Source organism: Rhizobium sp. CF142 (genome assembly GCF_000281145.1).
Lineage (GTDB): Bacteria > Pseudomonadota > Alphaproteobacteria > Rhizobiales > Rhizobiaceae > Rhizobium.
In genome coordinates this window covers 34,573-60,457 of sequence record NZ_AJWE01000130.1, presented here as the reverse complement: position 1 = coordinate 60,457, position 25,885 = coordinate 34,573, and the positions used below count along the sequence as shown (strand labels likewise).

Below are 25,885 nucleotides of genomic sequence, written 5' to 3'. Positions count from 1 at the left end.
TAGTTGTTGGCGCCCTTGGGATGGCGCGCGTGGATCGATCTCGTGGCGTCCCCTTAAAGGAAAAGAGAGAGTTTCACAATCCGCCTGTCACTCCTTCCCCGGTTTCCGGCCTTGGGCGGGAAAACCGCAAAGAGAATCGAAATCTTGCCAGGTGGAGACTACCGCCTTTTTCTTTACGGTGGAATGAAGGCAAAATCTCGGAGGGGTTATACAGGTCTTTATCCGGAGGCTGTTTTGGAGATGGGCCGGCCCAAGGAACGCCGCAGATCCTTCTGCAGTGCGCGCGCACCCTCCGGCTGCCGCCAGCTTTCGCCACGGATGAAAGCCGGGAATTGCAGGCCGGACATCGGCCGGGCGAGCGCATAGCCCTGCAGCATGTCGCAGCCGAGCTCCTGCAGGATACGGACGTGATCGGCGGTCTCGACACCTTCCGCGGTAACGAGAATATTCAGCGAGCGGCCGATCTCGATGATGGAACGCACGAGCTTGCGCTGCTCGGCCGATTGCGGCAGGTGCCTGATCAGCTCGCGATCGATCTTCAGTGTTTTTGGGCTCAGCCGCAGCAAGCTGACAATCGAGGCATGACCGGTGCCGAAATCGTCGACCTCGATGTCGATGCCGAGCTTCTTCAGCTTCTTGAGATTGGCGGTGACCGCCTCGTCGCAATCGTCAAGCGAGATCGATTCCAGGAGTTCGAAAGAGACCGTGCCGGGCTCGATCTTCAGCGAGCGCAGCTTCTTGCCAAGCTGCGGATCGGACAGTCTCCGACCGGAGACATTGACGGAGATGCGGGGAATGGTGAAGCCTTCGCGGATCCAGGCTTTCCGGTCGGCGATCGCCTGTTCGAGGATCAGCGCATCGATGGTCGAGACGACGTCGAGATCCTCGGCAATGTCGAGGAAGCGATCGGGTGCCAGCAGTCCGTGTTCCGGATGCTGCCAGCGGGCCAGCGTCTCGATGCCGGCGATATCGAGCGTGCGGGCATCGAACTGCGGCTGGTAGAAGGGCAGGAATTCGCTGCGCTCCAGGCCGATCAGGATTTCATCGGCAAGGCGCTTGGCCGTCAGGATCGTACGGCGTGCAGCATTGGAGAAGAATTCGTGGCGGTTGCGGCCGGAGCCCTTGGCCCGGTAGAGCGCGATATCGGCGTTGAGCAGGAGCTGCTTTTCGTCGAGCTTCGGGCCGCTATCGATAGCGATGCCGATGCTGGCGCCGAAACGGCAATCATGCCCCTCGTATTTGATGGGTTTGCGCAGCTCGCGGATGATGCGCTCGGCGACGGTGGCAATCTTCTTCGAGGGAGTATCGACGATGCAGAGAACGACGAATTCATCGCCGCCGATGCGCGCGACGAAATCGGTGCCGCGAATGGAATCACGCAGCACCCGGGCAGCATGTTTGAGCATATGATCGCCGGCGCGGTGGCCGAGCGTATCGTTGATCTGTTTGAAGCGGTCGAGATCGATATGAAGGATGGCAAGCGCCAGACCTTCCTCGCGGCAATGGGCGGAGCGCTCCTCCAGCATCTTGTCGAGATAGCGGCGGTTCGGCAGGCCGGTCAGATAATCATGGAACGCCAGATGCTCGATGCTTTCCTTGGCGGCTTCGAGTTCGCGGTTGCGGGCTTCTGCAAGATCCTTGGCGCGCCGCAACTCGTTGCGCAGCGCCACTTCCTCTGTCACGTCCCAATTGGCGCCGATCAGCTTGCGGCAGCCATTGCCGTCGACGAAGAAGGCCGAGCGGGCACGGATGATGCGCTCGGCGCCATCGCCTCTGATGATGCGGAATTCCTGATGAAAGCCGGTCTCGTTGTTGACGTTGCTTTCGACGGTTTCGTTGACGCGATCGCGATCATCAGGATGAACAGTGCTGAGCCAGGCATTGGCTGCGGAGAAACGATCGGCATCCTCCAGTCCGTAGATGGCAATGAGGCGGTCGTCCCATTCGACGGTCCCGTGATCGATATCGGCTTCGAAAACGCCGATGTCGCTGATCTGCAAAGCAAGGTCGAGACGGCGGGAGAGCTGCGCCAGCATCTCCTCGGTTTCCTTGCGCGCGGTGATGTCGGTGTCCGTGCCGACGACGCGCTGAGCAGCGCCGTCCTCATCCCATTCGACGGGTGCACCGCGGCATTCGATCCAGACCCACTGGCCGTTCTTGTGGCGCTCTCGATACTGGAAGACATGATAGTCAGGGTCGCCGGCATTCTGGCGCTCGATGGCGTTGACGACGAAATCGCGATCATCGGGATGAACGAGCTGCAGCCAGGCCTCGTAGTCGCCGTCGGCCTCCTCATCCGGCGCCATGCCGCGAATGCTCTTCCAGGTCTGCGAATAATATTTCTTGTCGAGGCGGTAGTTGTGGTCCCAGACACCGAGGCCGGAGCCGACGAGTGCGTAGTTCCAGCGGCTTTCGCGCTCGGCAATGTCGGAATCGTCGGGGTAGCTTGCGAACCCATCGGCCGCCGGCTCGTCGCAACTGACATAGGCGGCTTTTGGCGGGTGGGTTTGCTTCACGGGCGCTCTCGCTTTTCTGGCGTCAGCGCAGTCTGCGGTCTTTCCATTAAGAAATGCTTAGAAAGCGATCGCTTAATTCACTGGAAATGCCGGATTTTTTGGCTTTCTCAGCCGGGCAGGCGGCTGAGAAACTGGGCAAAGACCATCGTGCCTTCCGGCCAGGGGCCGTGGCCGGATTCCGAGTTAATATGACCGGACTCGCCCGCATCCACCAGGAAGGAACCCCAGCTGTTGGCGATGTCGTCAGCATGCTCGTAGGTGCCGAAGGGATCGTTGCGGCTGGCGACCGTAATCGAGGGGAAAGGCAGCGGATCGCGCGGGTAGGGGCCGAAGGTCATCAGATGCTTCGGGCGGATATCCGGATTGGCAACATCGGGCGGCGCCACGAAGAAGGCGCCGGCAACGCGCTTTTGAAACAGCGGAATTGCGTGGATCACCGACGGCACCCCGAGGGAATGGGCGATGAGCACCACGGGGCGTGTCGAGGCATTCACCGCTTCAGCGATGCGGGCAGTCCAGTCCTCACGCACGGGCTTGGACCATTCCGCCTGCTCGACGCGGCGCGCGGTGCTGAGTTTTGCTTCCCAGCGGCTCTGCCAATGGTCGGGGCCGGAATTGGTATAGCCGGGAATGATGAGGATATCTGCGTCTGAAGCTTTCATGGTGCCGCCGATGTGAGAAAGCTTAACCGCGATGTCAAGGGAAAGAGCGACTTAGCTAAAAAAATTTGCTAAAGTGGCTTTATGCCGGTTGCGTTCTCGTGTCGGCCCCTCGTTGCCCACACATTCGCCTCCGGCTCATCTTGGCTGAGGAGGAGAAAGCCGTGACGACATTTCATGTCATGACGGGCGCTGGCGAGAACTTCGCACGGCCCGTGGTCAACAGGATCAGCATAGCCGACGTCTTCGACGCGCTCAGGCTGGGTTTCGAGGATTTCCGCGAGAAGCCCTCGCATTACGTTTTCCTGTGTCTCATGTATCCGATCGCCGGTATCTTCCTGACGATGCTGAGCTCGGGCGCCAATCTCGCACCGATGATCTTTCCGCTGATGTCGGGCTTTGTGCTGATCGGCCCGATTGCCGCGATCGGCCTTTATGAAATGAGCCGCCGGCGCGAGGCCGGGCTCGATACGTCCTGGAAACATGCACTCGACGTGCGCCATTCACCGGCTTTGCCGTCCATCATCGCCGTCGGCCTCCTGCTGTTTGGGATCTTCACCGTCTGGCTGGTCACGGCGCAAACCATCTATACGGGCCTTCTCGGCGAAGTCTTCCCGCGCTCCATGTCGCTCTTCCTGCAGCAAGTGTTCGGTACGCCTGAAGGCATGCAACTCATCCTGTGGGGCAATCTGGTCGGCCTCGGCTTTGCGTTCGTCGTTCTGGCGATCACCGTCGTGACCTTCCCGATGCTGCTCGACAGGGATTGCGGGGCGGTGGCTGCGATGGTCGCCTCGATCCGGGCAACCTTCGTCAATCCGATACCGGTATTGCTCTGGGGCCTGATCGTTGCCGCGTCGCTCGTCATCGGCACGATCCCGCTCTTTGTCGGCCTCGCACTCGTCATCCCGATCCTCGGCCATGCGACCTGGCATCTTTACCGGAAACTGATTGCCCGCGAAGCCATGTGACGACAGCATTCCCGGGGTATCGCGAATTTGCACGATGCCCCGGAATTTCACTGCACTCTGGAACCTCGGAACCTTGCTTGGAGTTTGTCTTGCGCCGACTTCGAAGGAGGATTTCAAGGTGACCATACGCCACGTATTTGCCCGCTTCGCAACCAAGATATCGGAGTGGGCGGGCAAGCCGGTGACCTTCATTCTGGCGCTCATCGCCGTGATCATCTGGGCTGCTCTCGGCCCTGTCTTCGACTACTCGGAAACCTGGCAGCTGGTGATCAACACCGGCACGACGATCATCACCTTCCTGATGGTCTTCGTGCTTCAGAATGCGCAGACACGCGATACGCGGGCCATCCAGGCGAAGCTCAACGAAATCATCCTGACGAGCCATGCCGAGAACCGCTTCATCGGTATCGAAAATCTCGACGAAGAAGACCTCAAGCATCTCGACCGCCTGGTGGCCAAAGCGGCCAAGGGCAGGGGTGAGACAGAGGCCTGCGAGATATCGGATGAGCCGGGCGATACATCGATCGGGAAGCCAGAGAAAAAGAAGCGCGCTGCACCAGCGACCTCGTCCCGGAAGCGAAAATGAAAACGGCGCCTCGCGGGCGCCGTCTCGTGACATGGCTATAGCATCGGCCCGAAAATCGGAATCGATTTTCGGAAAGCTTGATGCGTAAATTCAAAGAGTTAGAGCGTCCTTAGTGCGTCCGAATGGACGCACGGCGCTCTAGTGCCGATCAAGCTTCGCCGAAGACGCGGCGGAAGATCGTGTCGACGTGCTTCGTATGATAACCGAGATCGAACTTCTCGCGAATGTCTTCTTCGGAAAGCGCGGCGCGGACCTCGGCATCGGCGAGCAGTTCTTCCAGAAAATCCTTGCCCTGTTCCCAGACCTTCATGGCGTTGCGCTGCACGAGGCGGTAGGCGTCCTCGCGGGAGGTGCCGGCCTGGGTCAGCGCCAGGAGAACGCGCTGCGAATGGACGAGGCCACGGAACTTGTTGAGGTTCTTTTCCATGTTCTCGGGATAGACCACGAGCTTTTCGACGACGCCGGCCAGACGGTTCAGCGCGAAATCGAGGGTGATCGTCGTGTCCGGGCCGATGGCGCGCTCGACGCTCGAATGGCTGATGTCGCGCTCATGCCAGAGCGCCACGTTTTCCATCGCGGGTACGACCGACATGCGCACGAGACGCGCAAGGCCGGTCAGGTTTTCAGTCAGGACCGGGTTGCGCTTGTGCGGCATGGCAGACGAGCCCTTCTGGCCCGGCGAGAAGAATTCTTCTGCCTCCAGCACTTCGGTGCGCTGCATGTGGCGGATTTCGATCGCGACGTTTTCGATCGACGAGCCGATGACGCCAAGCGTTGCGAAGAACATTGCGTGGCGGTCACGCGGGATAACCTGCGTGGAGACGGGTTCCGGAACGAGGCCGAGTGCCGCGCAGACATGCTCTTCGACAACAGGATCGATATTGGCGAAGGTGCCGACAGCGCCGGAGATGGCACCGGTCGCGATTTCGGCGCGGGCGGCAACGAGGCGGGCGCGGTTGCGGCTCATCTCGGCATAGAAGCGGGCGAAGGTCAGGCCCATCGTCGTCGGCTCGGCATGGATACCGTGGCTGCGGCCGATGCGGATTGTATCCTTGTGCTCGAAGGCACGCGTCTTCAGCGCTGTCAGAACACGGTCCATGTCGGCGAGCAGGATATCGGCAGCGCGCACGAGCTGGATGTTGAACGTGGTGTCGAGCACGTCGGAAGAGGTCATGCCCTGATGGACGAAGCGGGCGTCCGGGCCGACGATTTCCGCAAGATGCGTCAGGAAGGCGATGACGTCATGTTTGGTGACGGCCTCGATCTCATCGATGCGGGCAACGTCGAAAGTCGCCTTGCCGCCCTTTTCCCAGATGGTGGCGGCGGCCGTCTTCGGGATCACGCCGAGGTCTGCCAGCGCGTCGCAGGCATGCGCCTCAATCTCGAACCAGATGCGGAACTTGGTTTCGGGAGACCAGATGGCGACCATATCGGGCCGGGAATAACGAGGGATCATGGGCGAGCGCCTTCATTTCGTGACAGTAGCTGCGGCCCCTGTAGCAAAGACGGCCGGCAATCTCAACGCATGCGTTTGGCAAGAGCCAGGCTGGTGACAAAAAGACCGACCAGTCCGAGGGGCAAAAACAGCCCCAGGCCAAGGACGAGGAACTGATAGACGGCGCTGGCGCCGGTAAAGACGAACTGAAACATCCAGATGACGGAGCCGAACGGCGAATGCCAGCGGGAATAGAAAATCCGGTAATCCATGGCGAAGAGAAAGGCCGTCATCAGGACCGTACCTGTCGTCAGCGCCAGGAAGAACGCGGCAAAACGCGCCTCCACCTGATGGCCGATCGCAAGATAGCGCCCGACAAGCAAGTTGAAGGGCCAGGAGAGCAGCCCGCCGCCGAAATAGAGGATGGAGAGATCGAGCACATGGCTCGTCTCCCATCCATTGCGCAGATAGAGGCCGACCATGGCCGAGAGCAGCATCTGGACGCCCCAGAGCGGGGCGCCGATGAAAAGTTCTGATAAGGACGGCCATGCCGCCCGCAGACGGTTCATTCTCAGGGGTGAACCGGAACGGCGATCCAGCGGCCGTTGCGACCGTCAGGAGAGGCGCTCAGCGCCAAGATGAGGGCGATATGGACAGGCTTGCCCGATTCCGGCTGATAGACGAGTGCGCCGCCCATGCGATATTCCACGGTGCAGCCGCGATCCGCCGGCAGCGACTTGTCCTCATGCACCAGCTGGCGGTTCGGCGCACCGTCCTTCTCGATGAGCTGCAGGGTGAAGCCGATGACGCGGTTGACATCCTTGCAGCTTTCCGGCCTGGCGACTTCGGCATCGCCGAGCAGCAGCGAATAAGCGCCCCGCGGCGGGCCGTCACTTGCAATCGTCGTGTAACGGATCGTTTTCATCGGCGAGCCGAGCTCGGTCGGCGGGTTGAACGCGGCGATCAGGCCGGGATTGGTCAGAAGATCGTACTTGTCCATCTGCTGGCGGGCCGCCGTTAGATTCTGGCGGCGTGCCTTGGACAGATCGGCATCCTTGTCAGTCAGTTCCAGATGAAAGGGCGTGCCCTCGAGATCGGCTCCCGTGTCGGTATCGATGAAATAGGTATCCGAATAGGGGATCTTGCCATCCTTCATGCCGAATTCCTGGAAGGCAAAGACCTTGCCATCGGAGGAGAAGCCGACAGGCTGCATATTGGCAATATCGCCGGCAGAGGCCGTGGCCGCCATGCCGGTCAGCAGGGCGGCGAAAAGTCCGCCCATGAACATGCGCTTCGTCATCAGCGAGCTCCCTCAGCCGCGTTGCGAAGGGCGGAAATGGCCTGGCGATAGGTCTCGACCGAGCCGCCCTTGAAAATTGCCGATCCGGCGACGAGCACATTGCCGCCGGCCTTTGCCACGGCAGGCGCAGTATCGACCGTCACGCCGCCGTCCACCTCAAGCTCGATCGGGCGATCACCGATGAGTGACTTCGCCGCTGCGATCTTGTCTGCCATTGCCGGAATGAATTTCTGGCCGCCGAAACCGGGGTTGACGGACATAATGAGAATGAGGTCGACATCGTCAAGCACGTTCTCGACCGCCGAGAGCGGGGTTGCCGGATTGAGGGTGACGCCGACCTTCTTGCCGAGATGGCGGATCGTCTGCAGCGAGCGGTGCAGATGCGGTCCTGCCTCGGCATGCACGGTGATGCGGTCGCAGCCGGCCTTGGCGAAAGCCTCCAGATAGGGGTCGGCCGGCGAGATCATCAGATGGCAGTCGAAGGTCGCATCCGTATAGGAGCGCAGCGACTTGATGACATCGGGGCCGAAGGAGATGTTCGGCACGAAATGCCCGTCCATGACGTCGAGATGGATCCAGTCGGCGCCGGCCGCGGTGACGTTGCGCACTTCCTCGCCGAGCTTTGCAAAATCTGCCGCCAGGATCGATGGGGCGATGCGGATGGGCAGTGTCGTCATGGTCTCGGTCTCCTCTCAACCGGAAGCGGACGAACCGCCTCACGGCAAATTTCAATAGATCAGTCTGTCCCATCGGCAGGCGGGATGAAAGTGTCGCCGCGCCATTCGAGAAGACGATAGGGATTTTGCGACAGTTCATGGGCCGGCGTGAAGGTGACCGGTCCGATCGATGTATTGAACTGCATTCCGATGAGCTTTTCGGCCACCGGCTTGCCTTCGGCGACCGCTGCCTGCACCGCCTGATCAGCGATCAGCGCGGCAGCTACTGCCGGCAGGACATAACCTTCCGGCTCGGTTCCGGCCGCGCTCAAGGCCTCGACGGTCGCAGCCGCATCCGGCAGAAGCGCATATTCGGGAATGGCGACGGCGCGCACGCCATCCGCCAGCACGAGCGGCTGGTTTGCGGCGCGCATCGCATCGCCGCTCAAAATGTCAAGCGGGATATTTTCGGCCTTGGCATCACGGGCGATGATGGCGACATCGTTCCTGTCACCGCCGATGAAGACCCTGGTGGCGCCGGCCCGTTTCAGGCGGCGCACGAGGCCGATCTGTTGTTCCTGCCCCGGCCGGTACGTGTCGGTGAAAACGGGCTTTAGGCCATTTTCTTCGAGCGCATTGCGCACGGCTTCCGTCAGTTCGCGACCGTGGATCGTGCCGTCCTCGATAAGGGCGATCGGAGACGCCGTCCATTGCTGCAGGATGATCTGGATGATCTTGGCGGCTTCATCGCTATCCTGCGGGCCGAGGCGGAAGAGGAGCCAGCCGTTCTTCAGCGAATCCTCCATCAGGATGCGCGAGCGCACGGACACGGTGATGACGGGAATATTGGCGTCCTTCAGCTTCGGCAGGGCGCCTTCCAGCGTCTCGCTGCAGAGGAAGCCGATGGCGATCTGGACCTTGGCGGCGATCAGCGCATCGGCGACCGCCTGGCCGCTATTGTCCTGGCAGGTCTCATTGACGGGAACGACCGTATTACCGGCCCGCTGGATCTCAAAATTCGCGCCGGCGGAAATCTGGGCGCCGAGCGAGGCGAAAGTGCCGTCCTGCGGTGCCACGACGCCGATCGTCACGCCGGCCGCACGGCTTTCGGCCGTCAACGCCATGAGCGACAGAAGGGCGGCTATGACACGCAGGGTCATCATGAAAAGTGCAGGTCTCTCGTCTTGTCCATGCCCTTTTATCCGCACGGCGGCAATCGTCAAAGAAAAACAAGCGTGTTCTGCAGCTTTTAGAGGGTGCCATTGTAGAAAAGGTAACCGATGCCCGCCATATTGGTGAAATAACAAAAACAAGACACTGATTGTGGAGAAGCATGTGTTGAACAGGCAGCATATCGATCCCGGCCTCTATCGCGATGCCATGAGCCGCTATGCCGGCCATGTGCAGCTCGTGACGACGGCGCTCGGTGAAACCCGCCGCGGCGTCACCATCACGGCTGCCTGCTCGGTATCCGACAATCCGGCTTCCGTTCTCGTCTGCCTCAACAACACCAATGAGAAGAACGAGATCTTCTGGCGCAGCGGCATCTTCGCGCTGAACTCACTCGGCGCCCACCATCAGGGTGTTGCCGATGCTTTTTCAGGCCGCACGCATCTGGAAAATGGGGATCGTTTCTTGAGTGCCCGCTTCGAAACGCTGGCAACGGGCGCGCCCGTGCTTGCCGATGCGCTTGCCGTCTTCGACTGCCGGGTGACCGACATCAAGGAAATGCCGACCCATAACGTCATCTTCGGCGAAGTCGCTGCCGTTCGTTTCACCGAGATCCACCCGGCGCTTCTTTATTTGAACCGCGGTTATCACACGATATAGGCTCAGCAGCATGGACAATGCCGGCATCGAGGAAATGTTTCAGTCGCTTGGCCCCGTCACCGTCAAGCGCATGTTCGGCGGCAAAGGCATCTACCATCTCGGCCGCATCCTGGCGCTCGAAGTGCGCGACGAAATCCTGCTGAAGGCCGATGAAGAGAGCGCACCGGAATTTGCCGCGGCGGGCGCCAGCCAATGGTTCTACGAGGGCAAGAAGGGAACTCCGGTGAAGATGCCCTATTGGAGCATCCCCGACGAGGCCTATGACGATCCCGACATCATGGCGCGCTGGGTGCGGCTTGCCTATGAGGCGGCGCTGCGGGCTGAATGATCAGCGCAACTCGCCGGCTGGAAGAGCTGATATCGCGACCTTCGTGAAAGCCGACAGCGGCTCGGGCAGGTCGGCAAGGCCGAACCAGCCGAAATCCGAGAGCTTGTCGGGTTCGGTGAGCTGTGGTTCGCCCACCACGTCGCGGGCGATATAGAGAAGGGAAATCCAGTGCTGGCGGTCGGCATCGATGATCTGTTCGGTCAAGCCGATCCGCTCGATGCGGCCGATGGTCATTCCCGTTTCTTCTTCCGCCTCGCGACGCGCGGCTTCCTCAGCCGGCTCCATATGGTCGACCTTACCGCCGACGATATTCCAGTAGCCGGCTTCAGGCGGACGCATGCGCTTGTAGAGAAGGATTTTGCCGTCGCGCAAAATCACCAGGCCTACACCGAGGCCTGGGAAATCGATGCCGGGCTGGCCCATGGGGCACTCAGGCCTTGGCGTTGCCAGCAATCAGCATGAAGGCGGGGATATCGTCACCGAAACCGACCGGCGTCGGGCCGTCGTCATGGTCACGATGGCGGCGACGCTCACGATTGTCGTCATTCGCCGGATACTGCCGACCGTTGCGCGCGTTGTTCTGTGGCTTCGGTTCTGCTTTGCGCTCGTTCTTCACGGTTTCGGCCCTTGCTGGTCTTGCTGGTGCTGCTTCCACGACTTCAACGCCATTATCTTCGGCATTGATATCAGATTTATGACTCGCAGGCCGGCGGTCACGGTCGCGGCCACGATCTCTATCCCGCTCACGAGGCTTTCCACGGCGGGGAGAACGCTCGCTGTCGCGGCTTTCTTCGGCCGGCGGCAGAGAGGAGAGATCGCCGCTCTGCCATTCGACCTTTTCGCCGATCAGCTTTTCGATCGCGTCAGCATGTTTCTGGTCGCGGCGGGTGACGATGGTGAAGGAAGCACCGGAGCGACCGGCGCGGCCGGTGCGGCCGATACGGTGAACATAGTCTTCCGAATGGATCGGCACGTCGAAATTGAAGACGTGGCTGACATCGGGAATATCGAGGCCGCGGGCGGCGACGTCGGAGGCAACGAGCAGCTGGATGTTGCCGTCCTTGAAGTTGGCAAGCATGGCCATGCGCGAGCGCTGGTCCATGTCGCCGTGCAGGGCGCCGACCGAGAAGCCGTGACGCTCCAGCGAACGGAAGAGATCAGCGACATCCTTCTTGCGGTTGCAGAAGATGATCGCGTTCTTCAGATCGGTCTGAGCGCGGATGAGGTCACGCAATGTGGCGCGCTTCTCGTAATCCTTGTCGTGGGAAGCGACGAAACGCTGCGTGATCGTGCTCGATGCCGAGGCCGGCTTGGACACTTCGATCCGTTCCGGGTTCTGCAGGAAGCGGTCCGCGAGCTTCTGGATTTCCGGCGGCATGGTGGCCGAGAAGAACAGGGTCTGGCGGGTAAAGGGGATCAGCTTGGCGATGCGCTCGATATCGGGAATGAAGCCCATGTCGAGCATGCGGTCGGCTTCGTCGATGACGAGGATTTCGACGCCGCTCATCAGCAGCTTGCCGCGCTCGAAATGGTCGAGAAGACGGCCGGGGGTGCAGATCAGAACGTCTGCGCCGCGCTCCAGCTTGCGGTCCTGCTCTTCGAAGGAAACACCGCCGATGAGGAGGGCGACGTTGAGGCGGTGGTTCTTGCCGTATTTTTCGAAGTTTTCGGCAACCTGGGCGGCCAGCTCGCGGGTCGGCTCCAGGATCAGCGTGCGGGGCATGCGGGCGCGGGCGCGACCCTTTTCCAGAAGCGACAGCATGGGAAGAACGAAGGATGCCGTCTTGCCGGTGCCGGTCTGTGCGATGCCGCAGATGTCGCGGCGCTCAAGCGCGAAGGGAATTGCCCCGGCCTGAATGGGAGTGGGGATGGTGTAGCCCGCATCGGTAACAGCGGAGAGCACTTTGGGGCTCAAACCAAGTTCAGCAAATGTCGTCAAAGGGAAAACTGTTTCCGTTCCGTTCGGCCGGTCTCTGGCGAGTCGGCAGGATTGCATGCCGCAATGGTGGGCGACATAGTCCTAAACGGCCGGCAAGTCAAGGAATAGCGTCTCCACCCCAGGTAGCGAGGTGAAGCGTTCGTTACTGCGATCCGGCTATTTTATATAAGTGGCAAGTTTAAGGCCGGCATTCATGAAGTAGATCGGATCGACGGCATGTCCATCCTGACGTACTTCATAATGCAGGTGCGTACCGGTGGAGCGGCCTGTGCTGCCGGCAAGGCCGATGACATCGTTGCGATCGACCGTATCGCCGACCTTGACCAATATTTCCGACATATGGCCGTAGCGCGTCGAAATGCCGTTGCCGTGATCGACCTCGACCATGTTGCCGTAGCCTCCGGTCCAGCCGGCTGCAATCACCTTGCCGGGCGCGGTGGGGCGGATCCTTTCACCGGGCGAGAAACGGAAGTCGATGCCGGAATGCAGGGCAAGCCGGCCAAGAAAGGGATCGCGCCGGTTGCCGAAGGGGCTCGTGACTTCCTTGCCAATGGCCGGATTGCGGAAGGGCAGGGCTTCGGCGGTGCTGCGCACCGCTTCCAGACGCGTCAGCGCACCATCGAGCTGGACGAGTGAATTGTTGAAATCGTCGTTGCTTTCGGGCTCGACGTAAGGACCGCCAATGGCGCTGTCCTCTTCTTCCTTGGCGGCGATCGTCTCAGCCGGAACGGCTATATGGAAGCGGTCGAGCACGCCTTCGATCGTATTGGCGGCGTTGCCGGCGTCGCTCGTCAGCTGGTCGATGCGGTTCTTCTGGTCCTGCTCGACGGTCTTCAGTGAGAGCGTGACCTTCGAAAAGATGCGGTCCGCGCGATCGCCGACGGTTTCCTCAGCGGGAACATAGGCAAGGGTGGAATTGTCGGGGGTCTCGGCGTCGGTCGGCTTGCTGTCGCCTGCCAGCATCTTTTCGATCGCCTGCGCACCGCCGGTCAGCGAAGCGCGTTTATCCTTGATCTCGGGCGCATAGGATTGCGCCGGCATATCCGCGGTAGACGCATCCTTGCCCGTCAGGCCGGAGCTTTGGGCGCGATCGAGCAGATTATCGAGCTTGCCGTGGCGCGAAGTCAGCGCCATCTGCTGTTCCATCAGCTTGTCGACCTTGTCCTCCACCACCTGCTGATCGAGAAGCTGGCGAGAGGTGATGCGGTCGACCTGGGCGCGCAGCGCTGCGATGCGATCCTCATAGTCATGCTGCATGCGGGCCTGGCGGGCCATGGTCGCGCCGATCAGATCGTCGCGCAGTACGAGGTAGGAGGTGGCGAGCAGATAGCCGATGGAAAAGACGCCGACGAAGCAGAAGGCCAGCGCCGCCATCCAAGGCTTCACCGTCATGTGCCGCACCTTGTCGCCGCTGGCAAGAATGAGGACGTGTTCCTGCGCCCTCTTGCCGAAGACCCGACTGTGATGTCCGTTCGTCACGAAGGGTCTCCCAAAGATTCGCTTTTAGCGCCCAGCCTCATTGGGAAATGATTACATACTTTTATGGTTAACAGTCGGTTTACGCAGGCCTGTTGGAGCTTGTCGCTCAACTCTGGCTGGTCGAGGTGAGCGCGCGGTAGAAGGAGGGGGTCAGGCCGGCTTCGGCACGGGCCACATCGTTGAACGGCGCCTTCAGCGGACCGCGGAAATTGGACCGCACCAGCTCCTGGAATGTCCTTGCCGGATCGCGCTTTTCGCGGGCGCAGAGAAAACGGAACCATTTGGCGCCGACGGCGACATGGCCCTTCTCGTCGTTGTAGATGACGTCGAGAACGGCGGCACTTTCGAGGTCGCCGGTCTCACGCATCTTGGCCTGCAGCGCAGGTGTAACATCGAGGCCGCGCGCTTCGAGAATGAGCGGCACGACGGCAAGCCGGGCCGTCAGGTCGTTGCGGGTCGAATGTGCCGCCTGCCAGAGGCCGTCATGAGCGGGCAGATCGCCATAATCGGCGCCGAGATCATTGAGCCGCTTGCGCACCATGCGGAAGTGCTTGGCCTCTTCGTAGGCCACCTGCATCCAGCCATCGAAGAAGGAATTCGGCACATGCGCCGAGGCAAATCGGGCAACGATGTCGAGCGCCAGATCGACGGCATTGAGCTCGATATGGGCGATCGCGTGGAGCAGGGCGATGCGGCCATGCACGGTATGGAGCGAGCGTTTTCCGACCTGCGTGGGCGGCACCAGCAGCGGTTTTTCCGGCCGGCCGGGACGCTCGGGCAGGGGCGCATCCAGTGGCGAGCGCAGCGAAATGCGCCGGGCGAACCATCTGGTAGCGCTTTCCTGCGCGAGCTCCGTCTTGCGGTCGAGATCGGCGGAGCGGATCGCATCGATCGCGCCGCCGCGCAGCGAAGTAATGGTCGTCACGCAGCTAGGTTCCTGACGGCTGCCAGCACCGTTTCGGCATGGCCGGCAACCTTTACCTTCTGCCAGATGGTGGCAATCGTGCCGTCCTTGCGGATCAGGAAGGTGGTGCGCTCGACGCCCATGAAGGTGCGGCCATACATCTTCTTCTCTTTCCACACGCCATAGGCCTGCAGCACCGTCTTCTCTTCGTCCGAGGCAAGTGCCACCGTCAGTTTGTGTTTCTTGATGAAGCGGTCGTGGCAGGTGGCCGAATCGGGCGACATGCCGACGATGGCGGCGCCGGCGGCCGCAAACTCATCGGCAAGTGCTGTAAAATCCAGAGATTCGGTCGTGCAGCCCGTCGTGTCATCCTTGGGATAGAAGAAAAGGACCACCGGCTTGCCGTGATAATCAGAGAGCGAAATGCGCCCGCCACCATCGCGCGGGAGGCTGAAATCGGGAGCACGGGAGCCAATACCGGGTGCGGACATCTCAAAACTTTCTTTTGCCGGGTTTAGGAGAGATACTATATCAGGCAGGTTATATAGTGGATGAAACGGCGTCCCGCCCAGAGCCATTCAAACCAGATTCAGGAGTTTCCCAAGGCGCATGTCAGCCATCCGCGGCGAAAAGGTCACGTTCCGCAAGAAGGACATCGTCGCCTTGCACAGCCTGCCTTCAGCGCAGGTGGAGGATCCTCTTATCGTGCATTGCCCGCCGCCGCGCTCCCGCATGCGCGGCACGGCGAAGGCCACGGGTGGATTCTGCGCGGTCATCCTGTTCATCCTGGCGGCGATCGTCTTCACCATCGAAAGCGGGATCATCGACGCGCCGTTATCGCAGCAGGCGCAGTCGGCGCTGAACAGCGCGCTTGGGCCGCGCTATCGCGCCGAGGTCGGCTCGACCGTCATCCGCTTCACCTCCGGCCTGCGGCTGGCGCTCGAAGCGCGTGACGTCAACATGATCGACCAGCAGAGCGGCCAGCATCTTTCCACCGCATCCTCCATGCGCATGGCGCTCGATCCGCTGCAGCTCTTCCGTGGCCGCATCGCCATATCATCGGTCGAAGCAGACGGCATCGCCCTCGACACGTCACTGCTTCCATCAACCGCACCCATCAAGCTTGACGACCTGCGCGTCGATGCCATTCCAGCGGCAATGGAGACGATCTTCTCGCATCTCGACCTGTTCGAAAGCTTCGTCGAACGCGGCGCTACCGACTCCGTGCGCATCTCCGGTATCGATATCAAGCTCGCGGATACGGCAAATGGACCGCTTTCGCTCGTCGTCGACAGTCTCGCCTTCGAACATGCCGGGCCGAACTCGCTGCAGCTCAGCGGCCAGATTTCCATCAACGGCGAGGCAGCTGACCTCAATGTGATCACCGAGCAGACGGGCGGGCACGCATCCCGGCTCATCGCCACATTGTCGCATGCCGACCTGACGCCCTTTACGCTGAAGCGCAACGAACAGGGTGAGATCCGCCAGGGCCTCAACACTTTCGGCGATCTCACCATTTCCGCGGTTAGAGCTACTGACGGTGCCAAGCCATCGCTCAATGCGGCCCTCACACTCGATCCGGGCCTTATCTATGTCGACGGCGATTCTCAGGAGTTGACGGACGGGCAACTCAATCTGGCCTATGACTTCGACAAGCAGACACTGGAGATCGCAAAATCGCAGCTGCATCTCGGCGCAACCATTCTGCCGATCACGGGCGCGCTGATCGACCTCGACAAGCTCGATCCGAGTGCGGGCAAGGGGTTCGGCATTGACGCGCTGATCAGCGGCGGTACGGCCGCACCTAATTCCGGAGAGCAGCCGCTGTCCTTCGATCTGCAGGCGACCGGACGCTATCTCGTCGCCGGCCGCGAATTCCAGTTCACGAATATGGTTGCTTCCTCGCCGCTCGGCTCCCTCTATGGGGCGCTGCACATCCGGCTGAACGAGAAATCACCGGAGATCAGTTTTGCCGGCCAGTCGCAGCAGATGCAGACGACGGCGGTCAAGCAGCTCTGGCCTTTCTGGATGGCATCCAAAGCACGGGTCTGGGTGCTGGCAAACCTCTTCGGCGGCGTGGTGACCGATGCTTCCATTTCCGTCTTCATTCCACCGGGCCGGCTGGACGAGGCGGCGGGAGGACGCGGCCTGCGGCTCGACGAAAACCAGCTTCGTATCGCCTTCGACATCGACGGGACGCGCCTGAATGTGGCCGGCGAGATCCCGCCTGTGCGCGATACCACGGCGCATTTCGACCTGACGGGCGGAAAGGCGACGATCTCACTCAAGAGCGGCACCTCCTATTTCCCATCCGGACGTTCAGTAACAGTGCAGCCGGGCACCTTCGTGATGCCGTCAGTCTATGACAAGCCGCTGATGGCCGATGCCGACATTTCCGTTTCAGGTTCAGCGGATGCCGTGGGCGAGCTTCTGACCTACAAGCCGATCAAGGTGTTGCAGCGCGCAGGCTTTGCGCCCGACGACCTTAAAGGCACTATCGACGCGCATGTGCAGGCGCATTTCGGACTTCTGTCCTCGCAGAACCCGCCGCCGCCCGAATGGGAGGCGCAGATGAAGCTCACCGATATCGCGCTTGCCAAGCCGTTCTCGGGGCGCGTCATCACCAATCTCGACGGCACGCTCGATGCCGATCCGCAGCAGGTGAAGGTCAAGGGCAAGGCCGATATCGATGGCGTCTCCGCCGATATCGATATGCTGGAGCCTGTCGACAAATCTTCCGGCATCGAGCCGCAGCGCGTGATCACGGCAACGCTGAACGGCGATCAGCGCGACAGGCTGCTGCCCGGCCTGTCCGGCATCCTCGGCGGCAGCGTCAAGCTGGTGCTGACGCGCCTCGACGAGGACCGGCAGGACGTGCAGCTCGATCTCGGCAAGGCATCGCTCGATCTGCCCTGGATCGGCTGGTCGAAGGGTGTCGGGATTCCCGCCAATGCCGAATTCGAGGTTTCCGGCCCGCCTGACAATATGCAGGTCAAGAATTTCCGCCTGAAGGGGGATGGCTTCGGGGCGACCGGGGCGCTTATGATCGGCAAGAGCGGCCTGATATCGGCGGATTTCGACAGCGTGAAACTGTCTTCCGTCGATGATTTCGGGTTGTCGCTGAAGCGCAGCAAAGGCGGCTTCGATATTTCCGTGTCCGGCGCCAGCGCCGATGCGCGACCGATCATCGCCCGGCTGAAATCGGATTCGGGCAGCGATGGCGACGGCAGCGACAACAGCAGCGTGAGCGTGCGGGCGAAGCTGCAGAACATCATCGGCTTCAATGACGAGAAGATCGGCAATTTCCAGGCGCAGATCACCATGAGTGGCAGCCGGCTGCAATCGCTGAATTTCTCCGGCATCACCGATAGCGGCGAGGCGGTCGTCAGCCAGATGCAGGGCGGCGGCGTCATCAACATTACCAGCGGCGATGCCGGCTCCGTCTCACGCTTTGCCGATCTCTACCAGCATATGCAGGGCGGGCTTCTCAATCTGGCCATCCGTCTCAATCCGGGCGGCGGCTGGGATGGCTCGCTCGACGTGCGCCGCTTCTCGATCGTCAACGAGCAGCGCCTGCGCTCAATCGTTTCCACACCTGTCGGTTCGGACCAGCGCACGCTGAACGAAGCGGTCAAACGCGATATCGATACCTCCTCTCAGCGCTTCCAGCGCGGCTTTGCCCGTGTCGTTTCGCGCGGTGGGGCAATTTCCATCGAAAACGGCGTGCTGCGCGGCGATCAGATCGGCGCCACCTTCCAGGGTGTGGTGCGCAATGCGAAGGGCAATATGGACATGACCGGCACCTTCATGCCGGCCTATGGCCTCAACCGGCTGTTTGCCGAGCTGCCGCTGATCGGCGTCATCCTCGGCAATGGTTCGGACCGAGGCCTGATCGGCATCACCTTCAAGCTGACAGGCAAGTTCGACCAGCCGAACCTGCAGATCAACCCGCTCTCGGTGATCGCGCCCGGCGTGTTCCGCCAGATCTTCGAATTCCAGTAAATCGCCAGTTCCAATAAGTCGTTGGGGGTTATCGGTGCAGAACTCCATCCTGATCCGGCCTTATACGCCCGGGGATAGCGACGCGACGATCGAGATCTTCCTCCGCGCCATCCGTGAAGTCTCGTCGCGCGATTATTCGCCTGCGCAGATCGATGCCTGGGCGCAGGTGGAAGATCCCGCCAAGTGGGCCGAGCGCCGGATAAGCCGCCCGGCCTGGATCGCTGACATTGACGGCAAGCCGGTCGGCTTCTCCGATCTCGTTGCCGATGGCTGCCTGGACATGTTGTTCGTGCATCCCGAATTTCAGGGACTCGGTGTGGCGAGCCGGTTGCTCGCGCGCGTCGAGCAGGAGGCGCTGGCATCAGGCATGGAGCGGATCTACACGTATGCGAGCCTGACGGCGCGACCATTCTTCGAGCGCAAGGGGTTCGTTGTGGTCACGCGACAGACCGTCGAAAAGCGCTGGCAGAAGCTCGACAATTTCGTGATGGAGAAGCGTTACCGGCCGTTATCCTGAGCCTTCAGCTCAAGGCAAAGGAAAAGCCGGCGCGAAGGCCGGCTTTTCTCTTTGGTGTTCCTGTTGCGCGGCTTACGCCGCACGGCGGATCAGGATATGCTTCTTCTTGCCGAGCGACAGCTTGATGACGCCATCGGCAGTGATTTCGCCACTGCCGATCATCTTGCGCTCGTCGCTGACGGCCTGGTCGTTGATGCGCACGGCACCGCCCTGGACGTGACGGCGGGCTTCGCCGTTGGACGCAGCGAGACCGGCACGGACGATCAGTGACAGGAGGCCGATGCCGGCGTCGAGTTCGGATGCGGGAACCTCGACCGATGGCAGGTTGTCGGAGAGGCCGCCTTCCTCGAAGGTTTTGCGCGCCGTCTCGGCTGCCTGTTCCGCTGCTTCGCGGCCGTGCAGGATCGCGGTGACCTCGGTCGCCAGGATCTTCTTGACCTCATTGATCTCGGAGCCGCCAAGGGCCGAGAGGCGGGCGATCTCGTCCATCGGCAACGTCGTGTAGAGCTTCAGGAAGCGCGAAACGTCGGCGTCCTCGGTGTTACGCCAGTACTGCCAGAAATCGTAGGCCGAGAGCATGTCGGCATTCAGCCAGACGGCGCCCGTCGCCGACTTGCCCATCTTGGCGCCGGAAGAGGTGGTCAAGAGCGGCGAGGTCAACGCGTAGAGCTGCTTCGTCCCCATGCGGTGACCGAGGTCGATGCCGTTGACGATGTTGCCCCACTGGTCCGAACCGCCCATCTGCAGGCGGCAATCGTAGCGCTCGGCAAGCTCGACGAAATCGTAGGCCTGGAGGATCATGTAGTTGAATTCCAGGAAGGACAGCGATTGCTCGCGGTCAAGGCGCGTCTTGACGCTGTCGAAGGACAGCATGCGGTTGACGGAGAAATGCTTGCCGACATCGCGCAGGAATTCGAGATAGTTCAGCGAGCGCAGCCATTCGGCATTGTTGATCATCAGCGCGTCCTTCGGACCGTCGCCGTAGTTCAGGTAGTTCGAGAAGACGCGCTTGATGGAGGCGATGTTGCCCTCGATCGTATCGACCGTCATCAGCTGGCGGGCTTCCTCCTTGAAGGAGGGGTCGCCGACCATGCCGGTGCCGCCGCCCATCAGCGAGATGGCGCGATGGCCGGTCTTCTGCATCCAGTGCAGCATCATGATCTGGATGAGCGATCCGGCGTGCAGGCTGGGTGCGGTCGGATCGAAGCCGATATAGGCCGTCACGGTTTCCTTGGCAAAGAGATCGTCGAGGCCGCTTTCATCGGAAATCTGATGAATGAAGCCGCGCTCTTGCAGCGTGCGGAGGAAATCGGACTTGAACTCGGGCATGGGCTTCGTCTCTTGAACGTCGAACGGGAATTGGGATTGACGCTTGTTGAACCGTCGCGGCGCGTTTAGCACTGTTTTTCCAAAAGTGCATCCGGGAATCGCATGAAAGGCTCGCGGCGCAATGGATATCGTCAGGACTGCGATCGGCTTGATGAGCGGCACCTCGATGGACGGCATCGATGTGGCGTTGCTCAGGACAGACGGGCGAGGCTTTATCGAGCGCGGACCGTTCCTGGGTGTGGCCTATGATGGTGGATTTCGCGAGAGGCTGAAACGTGCGCTCGATCTGGCGCGGCCGCTGACCGATCGTACTGCGCGGCCGGACGAGCTTCGCGAGATCGAACTCGAACTGACCATACGTCATGCAGATGCCGTTACGGCATTTCTCGATAAATCTGGCCTTGGCAGAGGTGATATCGATGTGCTCGGCTTTCACGGCCAGACCGTGCTGCACCGGCCTGATGATGCGCTGACGATCCAGATCGGCGACGGGCAGCTTCTGGCCGAACGATCAGGGATTCCCGTCGTCTATGACATGCGCGCCAATGACATGATGCATGGCGGGCAGGGTGCACCCCTGGTGCCGGCCTATCACGCAGCCCTTGCCGGCCGGTTTCAGAAGGACGGGCAGGCCGTCTGCTTCGTCAATATCGGCGGCATTTCGAACCTTACCTATATCGGCGCGGATGGGCGCATCGCCGCCTTCGACAGTGGCCCTGGCAATACGCTGATCGACCAGTGGGTGGAGATGCAGACCGGCAAGACCTACGATCCCGGCGGCGAGATTGCCGGGCGCGGGCAGGTGATGCCTGATATTGCCGCCCGTTATCTCGGCAGCCCGTTCTTCCTGGGCAATATCCGGCGCTCGCTCGACCGTGGCGATTTCAAGCCGCTGGCAGATGGCGAGGCGAGCCTGGAGGATGGCGCGCGCACGCTTGCGCATGTGGCTGCCGCCTCGATCGTCAAATGCGCCTCCTATCTGCCCGACAGCCCCTCCGTCTACATCGTCTGCGGCGGCGGACGGCTGAATGGGACGATCATGGCGGAGTTTGCCAACATGGCCGGGAAGAACGGTTCTCGTGTCATGAGTGCCGAAGAGGCCGGTTTCGACGGAGATGCGATGGAGGCGGAAGCCTGGGCCTATCTGGCCGTGCGCTCGCTGGAGGGGCTGCCGCTCACCTATCCCGGCACGACGGGCGTCAACCAGCCGGTAAGCGGTGGTGTGCTGGCGGAGCCGGCCAGATGAGCGGGGAAGTCATTTTCGAAACGCCGCGCCTTGTCGCTCGGATGTGGGAAGACGGCGATGCCGACCTGATCCACGACCTGCATTCGACAATCGAGACGACACGCTACATGTCTGGCGGAGCGCCCTGGTCACGCGAAAAGTGCGAAGAGCGGCTGCGAACATATCTTGCCGAGCAGGCGCGCGACAGCACGACGAAATACAAGATCGTCAGCCGACAGGACGGCCACTTCATCGGACGTGCCGGGATCTCGATCTACAACACCGGCGAGTATGAGATGGGCTATGCTTTCTACGCCCGGGAATGGGGCAAAGGCTATGCAACGGAAATCGCGGCAAGCTTTGCCGACTGGTTCTTCGCAAGAAGCCTCGCGCCGCATTTCATCGCCTTCACGCACCCGGACAATCTGACCTCGCAGCACATATTAAAAAAGATCGGCATGCGGGAGCGCGGGCCGATCTTTATCGAAGGTATCAAGGGCGTGGAATTCGCGATGACGGCCGCCATGCGGCAGGCCGTTACCTGATCCGCTTGGCTGCCGGTTCCGGCACCAATTCGCCGTTCAGGCGGCGGTCAAGATAATCCTCGCACTCGGCCATCAACGTATCGACCTGGCCGTTGAAGAAGTGGTTGGCGCCAGGCACGGTGCGGTGGGTGATGAGAATGCCCTTCTGGGTCTTCAGCTTCTCGACGAGGCCGTTGACGTCCTTTTCCGGTGCCACCTTGTCCGCGTCGCCGTTGATAATCAGGCCGGAGGACGGGCAGGGTGCCAGGAATGAGAAGTCATAGGTGTTCGGCTGCGGCGCAATCGACATGAAACCTTCGATTTCCGGACGGCGCATCAGAAGCTGCATGCCGATCCAGGAGCCGAAGGAGTAGCCGGCGACCCAACAGGTCTTCGAATCGGGATGCAGGCTCTGCACCCAGTCGAGCGCGGAGGCGGCATCCGAAAGCTCGCCCGCACCATGGTCAAATTCGCCCTGGCTGCGGCCGATTCCCCGGAAATTGAAGCGCAGTGTCGTAAAACCGCGCTTCTGAAACATGTAGAAGAGCTGGTAGACGATCTGGTTGTTCATCGTGCCACCAAACTGCGGATGCGGGTGCAGAATGACGGCGATCGGTGCGCTTTTTTCCTTGGAGGGCTGGTAGCGGCCTTCGAGACGGCCGGCTGGGCCGTTGAAAATAACTTCGGGCATCGGTACTCCGGGTTTTATTTCGCGTTCACGCCACGTTTGGCGACAACATGACTTGACGACAGTTGTCAGCTTTTCTAAAACGCAGTTTAGAACAATTCGAAACTTGCATGGCGATCCACGCAGCGTGGAACGTGTCATAAGGCAAGCCCGGCGGAAATTTCAAGAAAAATGCGCCGCCACGCCCGAAGCAAGCTCGTCAAGCGCAGGACCGAAGACAATGGCGCCGCCACGCCTTTATCTCGATTGGAACGCAACATCGCCGATGCACCCTGCAGCGCGTGACGCGGTCATGCGCGCCGTGGACGTCTTCGGCAATCCCAATTCCGTGCACGGCGAGGGCCGTGCCGCGCGCGCCGCCATCGAGGGTGCGCGCCGTAAGATCGCGTTACTGACGGGCACCGACCCGGCCAATGTGATCTTTACGAGCGGTGCGACCGAAGCGGCCAATATGGTGCTGACGCCTGATTTCAGCATGGGCCGCACACCGCTGAAGCTCGGCCGCCTCTATCATTCCGCCGTCGAGCATCTGGCAGTGCGCGAGGGTGGCCGTTTCCCTAAGGACAAGACGACCGAAATACCGGTAACCGAGGCCGGCATCGTCGATCTGAAGGCACTCTCCGCGCTTCTCGACGCCCATGACAAGTCGACGGGCCTGCCGATGGTGGCGATCATGTTCGTCAACAACGAGACGGGCATCGTCCAGCCGGTCGAGGAAGCGGGCAGGATCGTGCGTGGGCATGGCGGGCTCTTCGTGGTCGATGCCGTGCAGGCGGCCGGCCGTCTGCCGATCGAGATCGGGCGGATCGGCGCCGATTTCATGATCATTTCTTCCCACAAGATCGGTGGACCGAAAGGAGCGGGCGCGCTGATCGCTCGCGGCGAGGCGCTGATGCCGAAAGCGTTGATCCGCGGTGGCGGGCAGGAGAAGGGTCACCGCTCGGGGACGCAGAATTCGCTGGCGCTGATCGGCTTCGGGGCAGCTGCTGAAGCCGTGCTGCAGAATCTTGAGGAGCGCAATGCCGCGATTGCCGTCCTGCGCGACCGGCTGGAAGCCGGCATGCGCACGGCAGCACCCGATGTCATCGTCCACGGCGCCGGCGGCCCGCGCGTTGCCAATACCATCTTCTTCACGCTTCCCTGCATGAAGGCCGAGACCGGGCAGATCGCCTTCGATCTCGAAGGCGTGGCACTTTCGGCGGGCTCTGCCTGCTCTTCCGGCAGGGTCGGCGAAAGCCACGTGCTGACGGCGATGGGCCGCGATCCGAAGCTCGGGGCGCTGCGTATATCGCTCGGCTTTTCGACGACGGAAGAAGACGTGGATAGGGCGATTGCCGCCTTTGCCAAGATTGCCTCCCGGCGAAAGCTGGCGGGCGAGGCGGCCTGAACGCCTCACAAACTTGCGGAAACGCAAATTTCTACTTGCCAACAGGGCTGAAAAGTCCCTTTTGGCCACTTACATCAGGGGCAAGTCAATTGCCCCACTGACAAGCTGCCGGACCTTTTATCCGGCGAGATTGGAGAGTGACATGCCTGCTGTCCAGGAAACAGTCGATCGCGTCCGCCAGATCGATGTGGACCAGTATAAATACGGCTTCGAAACCGTCATCGAAATGGACAAGGCACCCAAGGGCCTTTCCGAAGACATCATCCGCCTGATCTCCTCCAAGAAGCAGGAGCCGGAATGGATGCTCGAATGGCGTCTCGAAGCCTACAAGCGCTGGCTGACGATGGATGAGCCCACCTGGGCGCGTGTCGATTATCCGAAGATCGATTTCAACGCGATCCACTATTACGCGGCACCGAAGAGCACGCCGGGTCCGAAGTCGCTGGACGAAGTCGACCCTGAGATCCTGAAGGTCTACGAGAAGCTCGGCATTCCGCTGAAGGAACAGGAAATCCTCGCCGGCGTCGAGAAACCGAAGATTGCCGTCGATGCGGTATTCGATTCCGTCTCCGTCGTGACGACCTTCAAGGAAGAGTTGAAGAAGGCCGGCGTGATCTTCATGTCGATCTCGGAAGCGATCCGCGAACATCCCGAGCTGGTACAGAAGTACCTTGGCTCCGTCGTTCCGACGACCGACAACTATTATGCGACGCTGAACTCGGCTGTTTTCACCGACGGCTCCTTCGTCTTCGTACCGAAGGGCGTGCGGTGCCCGATGGAGCTTTCCACCTACTTCCGCATCAACGAGAAGAATACCGGCCAGTTCGAGCGCACGCTGATCATCGCCGAGGAAGGCGCTTACGTGTCCTACCTCGAAGGCTGCACCGCACCGCAGCGCGATGAAAACCAGCTGCACGCCGCCGTGGTCGAACTGATTGCACTCGACGATGCCGAGATCAAGTATTCGACGGTCCAGAACTGGTATCCGGGCGACAAGGACGGCAAGGGCGGCATCTACAACTTCGTCACCAAGCGTGGCGATTGCCGCGGCGACCGTTCGAAGATCTCCTGGACGCAGGTCGAGACCGGTTCGGCGATCACCTGGAAATATCCGTCCTGCATCCTGCGTGGCGATGACTCCAGAGGTGAGTTCTACTCGATCGCCGTTTCCAACGGCCATCAGCAGATCGACAGCGGCACCAAGATGATCCATCTCGGCAAGAATACGTCGAGCCGCATCGTCTCCAAGGGTATCGCCGCCGGCGTTTCGCAGAATACCTATCGCGGCCAGGTCTCTGCCCACCGCAAGGCCTCGAACGCTCGCAACTTCACGCAGTGCGACTCGCTGCTGATCGGCGACAAGTGCGGCGCCCATACGGTGCCTTACATCGAAGCGAAGAATTCGACGGCGCAGTTCGAGCACGAGGCGACCACCTCGAAGATTTCCGAAGACCAGCTATTCTACTGCCTGCAGCGCGGCATTCCGACCGAGGCTGCAATCGCGCTGATCGTCAACGGCTTCGTCAAGGAAGTTCTGCAGGAACTGCCGATGGAATTCGCTGTCGAGGCGCAGAAGCTGATCAGCATCTCGCTGGAAGGCTCGGTCGGCTGAC

The 25,885-nt window shown here is 61.1% G+C and carries 24 protein-coding genes; 10 read left to right on the top strand and 14 right to left on the bottom strand.

The window, feature by feature from the left end; genetic code table 11:
- Positions 1–218 precede the first annotated feature (218 nt).
- Positions 219–2,516, bottom strand: a complete 2,298-nt coding sequence (locus tag PMI11_RS32955; protein WP_007826225.1) for a putative bifunctional diguanylate cyclase/phosphodiesterase — start codon at positions 2,514–2,516, stop codon at positions 219–221.
- A 107-nt stretch (positions 2,517–2,623) separates the two neighbouring features.
- The gene (locus PMI11_RS32950; RefSeq protein WP_007826223.1) at positions 2,624–3,178 is read right to left on the bottom strand and encodes an RBBP9/YdeN family alpha/beta hydrolase; all 555 of its coding nucleotides are present in this window, start codon (positions 3,176–3,178) and stop codon (positions 2,624–2,626) included.
- A 161-nt stretch (positions 3,179–3,339) separates the two neighbouring features.
- On the opposite strand from PMI11_RS32950, the gene PMI11_RS32945 reads away from it, so the two are divergent.
- Together PMI11_RS32945 and PMI11_RS32940 are read left to right on the top strand one after the other, a co-directional pair.
- On the top strand, positions 3,340–4,143 hold the full coding sequence (locus tag PMI11_RS32945) for a DUF2189 domain-containing protein (RefSeq protein ID WP_007826221.1): 804 nt from the start codon (positions 3,340–3,342) through the stop codon (positions 4,141–4,143).
- 124 nt (positions 4,144–4,267) lie between these two features.
- Positions 4,268–4,729 carry a low affinity iron permease family protein gene (locus PMI11_RS32940; protein WP_037072626.1) on the top strand — a complete coding sequence of 154 codons (462 nt, stop codon included), beginning with the start codon at positions 4,268–4,270 and terminating at the stop codon, positions 4,727–4,729.
- Positions 4,730–4,877: 148 nt separating this feature from the next.
- Here PMI11_RS32940 and purB read toward each other — a convergent pair whose 3' ends face one another.
- From purB to PMI11_RS32915, 5 genes are all read right to left on the bottom strand, one after another.
- Entirely contained in the window at positions 4,878–6,185 is a 1,308-nt protein-coding gene (purB, locus tag PMI11_RS32935; RefSeq protein ID WP_007826213.1) for an adenylosuccinate lyase, read from the bottom strand.
- A gap of 62 nt (positions 6,186–6,247) precedes the next feature.
- Positions 6,248–6,733, bottom strand: a complete 486-nt coding sequence (locus tag PMI11_RS32930) for a hypothetical protein (protein WP_007826212.1) — start codon at positions 6,731–6,733, stop codon at positions 6,248–6,250.
- A 2-nt stretch (positions 6,734–6,735) separates the two neighbouring features.
- Positions 6,736–7,464: a DUF2259 domain-containing protein gene (locus PMI11_RS32925; protein WP_007826211.1), complete on the bottom strand. Its 729-nt coding sequence runs from the start codon at positions 7,462–7,464 to the stop codon at positions 6,736–6,738.
- Positions 7,464–8,141, bottom strand: coding sequence for a ribulose-phosphate 3-epimerase (gene rpe / locus PMI11_RS32920; RefSeq protein ID WP_007826210.1), 678 nt, complete (start codon positions 8,139–8,141; stop codon positions 7,464–7,466). Before rpe ends, PMI11_RS32925 begins: the two co-directional genes overlap by 1 nt.
- Positions 8,142–8,200: 59 nt before the next feature.
- Complete coding sequence (locus PMI11_RS32915; RefSeq protein WP_007826209.1) at positions 8,201–9,283, bottom strand: branched-chain amino acid ABC transporter substrate-binding protein; 1,083 nt, start codon at positions 9,281–9,283, stop codon at positions 8,201–8,203.
- A gap of 172 nt (positions 9,284–9,455) precedes the next feature.
- Here PMI11_RS32915 and PMI11_RS32910 point away from each other — a divergent pair, with 172 nt between their 5' ends.
- Together PMI11_RS32910 and PMI11_RS32905 are read left to right on the top strand one after the other, a co-directional pair.
- Entirely contained in the window at positions 9,456–9,950 is a 495-nt protein-coding gene (locus tag PMI11_RS32910) for a flavin reductase (RefSeq protein ID WP_007826208.1), read from the top strand.
- Positions 9,951–9,960: 10 nt separating this feature from the next.
- On the top strand, positions 9,961–10,278 hold the full coding sequence (locus tag PMI11_RS32905; RefSeq protein WP_007826199.1) for a TfoX/Sxy family protein: 318 nt from the start codon (positions 9,961–9,963) through the stop codon (positions 10,276–10,278).
- Here PMI11_RS32905 and PMI11_RS32900 read toward each other — a convergent pair whose 3' ends face one another.
- The 5 genes from PMI11_RS32900 to PMI11_RS32880 all read right to left on the bottom strand — a co-directional run bounded on the left by PMI11_RS32900 (position 10,279) and on the right by PMI11_RS32880 (position 15,091).
- Entirely contained in the window at positions 10,279–10,701 is a 423-nt protein-coding gene (locus tag PMI11_RS32900) for an NUDIX domain-containing protein (protein ID WP_007826191.1), read from the bottom strand.
- A 7-nt stretch (positions 10,702–10,708) separates the two neighbouring features.
- Positions 10,709–12,274 carry a DEAD/DEAH box helicase gene (locus tag PMI11_RS32895; protein ID WP_193385638.1) on the bottom strand — a complete coding sequence of 522 codons (1,566 nt, stop codon included), beginning with the start codon at positions 12,272–12,274 and terminating at the stop codon, positions 10,709–10,711.
- A 99-nt stretch (positions 12,275–12,373) separates the two neighbouring features.
- Complete coding sequence (locus PMI11_RS32890) at positions 12,374–13,696, bottom strand: M23 family metallopeptidase (protein WP_007826189.1); 1,323 nt, start codon at positions 13,694–13,696, stop codon at positions 12,374–12,376.
- Between the two features lie 106 nt (positions 13,697–13,802).
- On the bottom strand, positions 13,803–14,621 hold the full coding sequence (locus PMI11_RS32885) for a ferritin-like domain-containing protein (RefSeq protein WP_007826188.1): 819 nt from the start codon (positions 14,619–14,621) through the stop codon (positions 13,803–13,805).
- On the bottom strand, positions 14,618–15,091 hold the full coding sequence (locus PMI11_RS32880; protein WP_007826187.1) for a peroxiredoxin: 474 nt from the start codon (positions 15,089–15,091) through the stop codon (positions 14,618–14,620). The genes PMI11_RS32885 and PMI11_RS32880 overlap by 4 nt, the downstream gene beginning before the upstream one ends.
- Before the next feature lie 118 nt (positions 15,092–15,209).
- Here PMI11_RS32880 and PMI11_RS32875 point away from each other — a divergent pair, with 118 nt between their 5' ends.
- A complete protein-coding gene (locus PMI11_RS32875) occupies positions 15,210–18,602 on the top strand; it encodes a DUF3971 domain-containing protein (protein WP_007826186.1) in 3,393 nt (1,130 codons plus the stop codon).
- A 34-nt stretch (positions 18,603–18,636) separates the two neighbouring features.
- The gene (locus PMI11_RS32870; RefSeq protein WP_007826180.1) at positions 18,637–19,119 is read left to right on the top strand and encodes a GNAT family N-acetyltransferase; all 483 of its coding nucleotides are present in this window, start codon (positions 18,637–18,639) and stop codon (positions 19,117–19,119) included.
- 72 nt (positions 19,120–19,191) lie between these two features.
- Here PMI11_RS32870 and tyrS read toward each other — a convergent pair whose 3' ends face one another.
- Positions 19,192–20,448 carry a tyrosine--tRNA ligase gene (gene tyrS, locus PMI11_RS32865; protein WP_007826178.1) on the bottom strand — a complete coding sequence of 419 codons (1,257 nt, stop codon included), beginning with the start codon at positions 20,446–20,448 and terminating at the stop codon, positions 19,192–19,194.
- A gap of 121 nt (positions 20,449–20,569) precedes the next feature.
- Between tyrS and PMI11_RS32860 the strand changes: the two genes are divergently transcribed.
- Both PMI11_RS32860 and PMI11_RS32855 read left to right on the top strand, forming a co-directional pair.
- Positions 20,570–21,694, top strand: a complete 1,125-nt coding sequence (locus PMI11_RS32860; RefSeq protein ID WP_007826177.1) for an anhydro-N-acetylmuramic acid kinase — start codon at positions 20,570–20,572, stop codon at positions 21,692–21,694.
- Complete coding sequence (locus PMI11_RS32855) at positions 21,691–22,218, top strand: GNAT family N-acetyltransferase (protein WP_007826175.1); 528 nt, start codon at positions 21,691–21,693, stop codon at positions 22,216–22,218. Before PMI11_RS32860 ends, PMI11_RS32855 begins: the two co-directional genes overlap by 4 nt.
- Here the strand turns inward: PMI11_RS32855 and PMI11_RS32850 are convergent.
- Positions 22,211–22,888, bottom strand: a complete 678-nt coding sequence (locus tag PMI11_RS32850) for an alpha/beta hydrolase (RefSeq protein ID WP_007826169.1) — start codon at positions 22,886–22,888, stop codon at positions 22,211–22,213. The two genes, PMI11_RS32855 and PMI11_RS32850, sit on opposite strands and share 8 nt — an antisense overlap.
- A gap of 217 nt (positions 22,889–23,105) precedes the next feature.
- Between PMI11_RS32850 and PMI11_RS32845 the strand changes: the two genes are divergently transcribed.
- Both PMI11_RS32845 and sufB read left to right on the top strand, forming a co-directional pair.
- Positions 23,106–24,272 carry a cysteine desulfurase family protein gene (locus PMI11_RS32845; RefSeq protein WP_007826166.1) on the top strand — a complete coding sequence of 389 codons (1,167 nt, stop codon included), beginning with the start codon at positions 23,106–23,108 and terminating at the stop codon, positions 24,270–24,272.
- 142 nt (positions 24,273–24,414) lie between these two features.
- Positions 24,415–25,884 (top strand): Fe-S cluster assembly protein SufB, encoded by a 1,470-nt coding sequence (sufB, locus tag PMI11_RS32840; RefSeq protein WP_007826165.1) that lies wholly within the window; start codon positions 24,415–24,417, stop codon positions 25,882–25,884.
- Position 25,885: the final 1 nt, after the last annotated feature.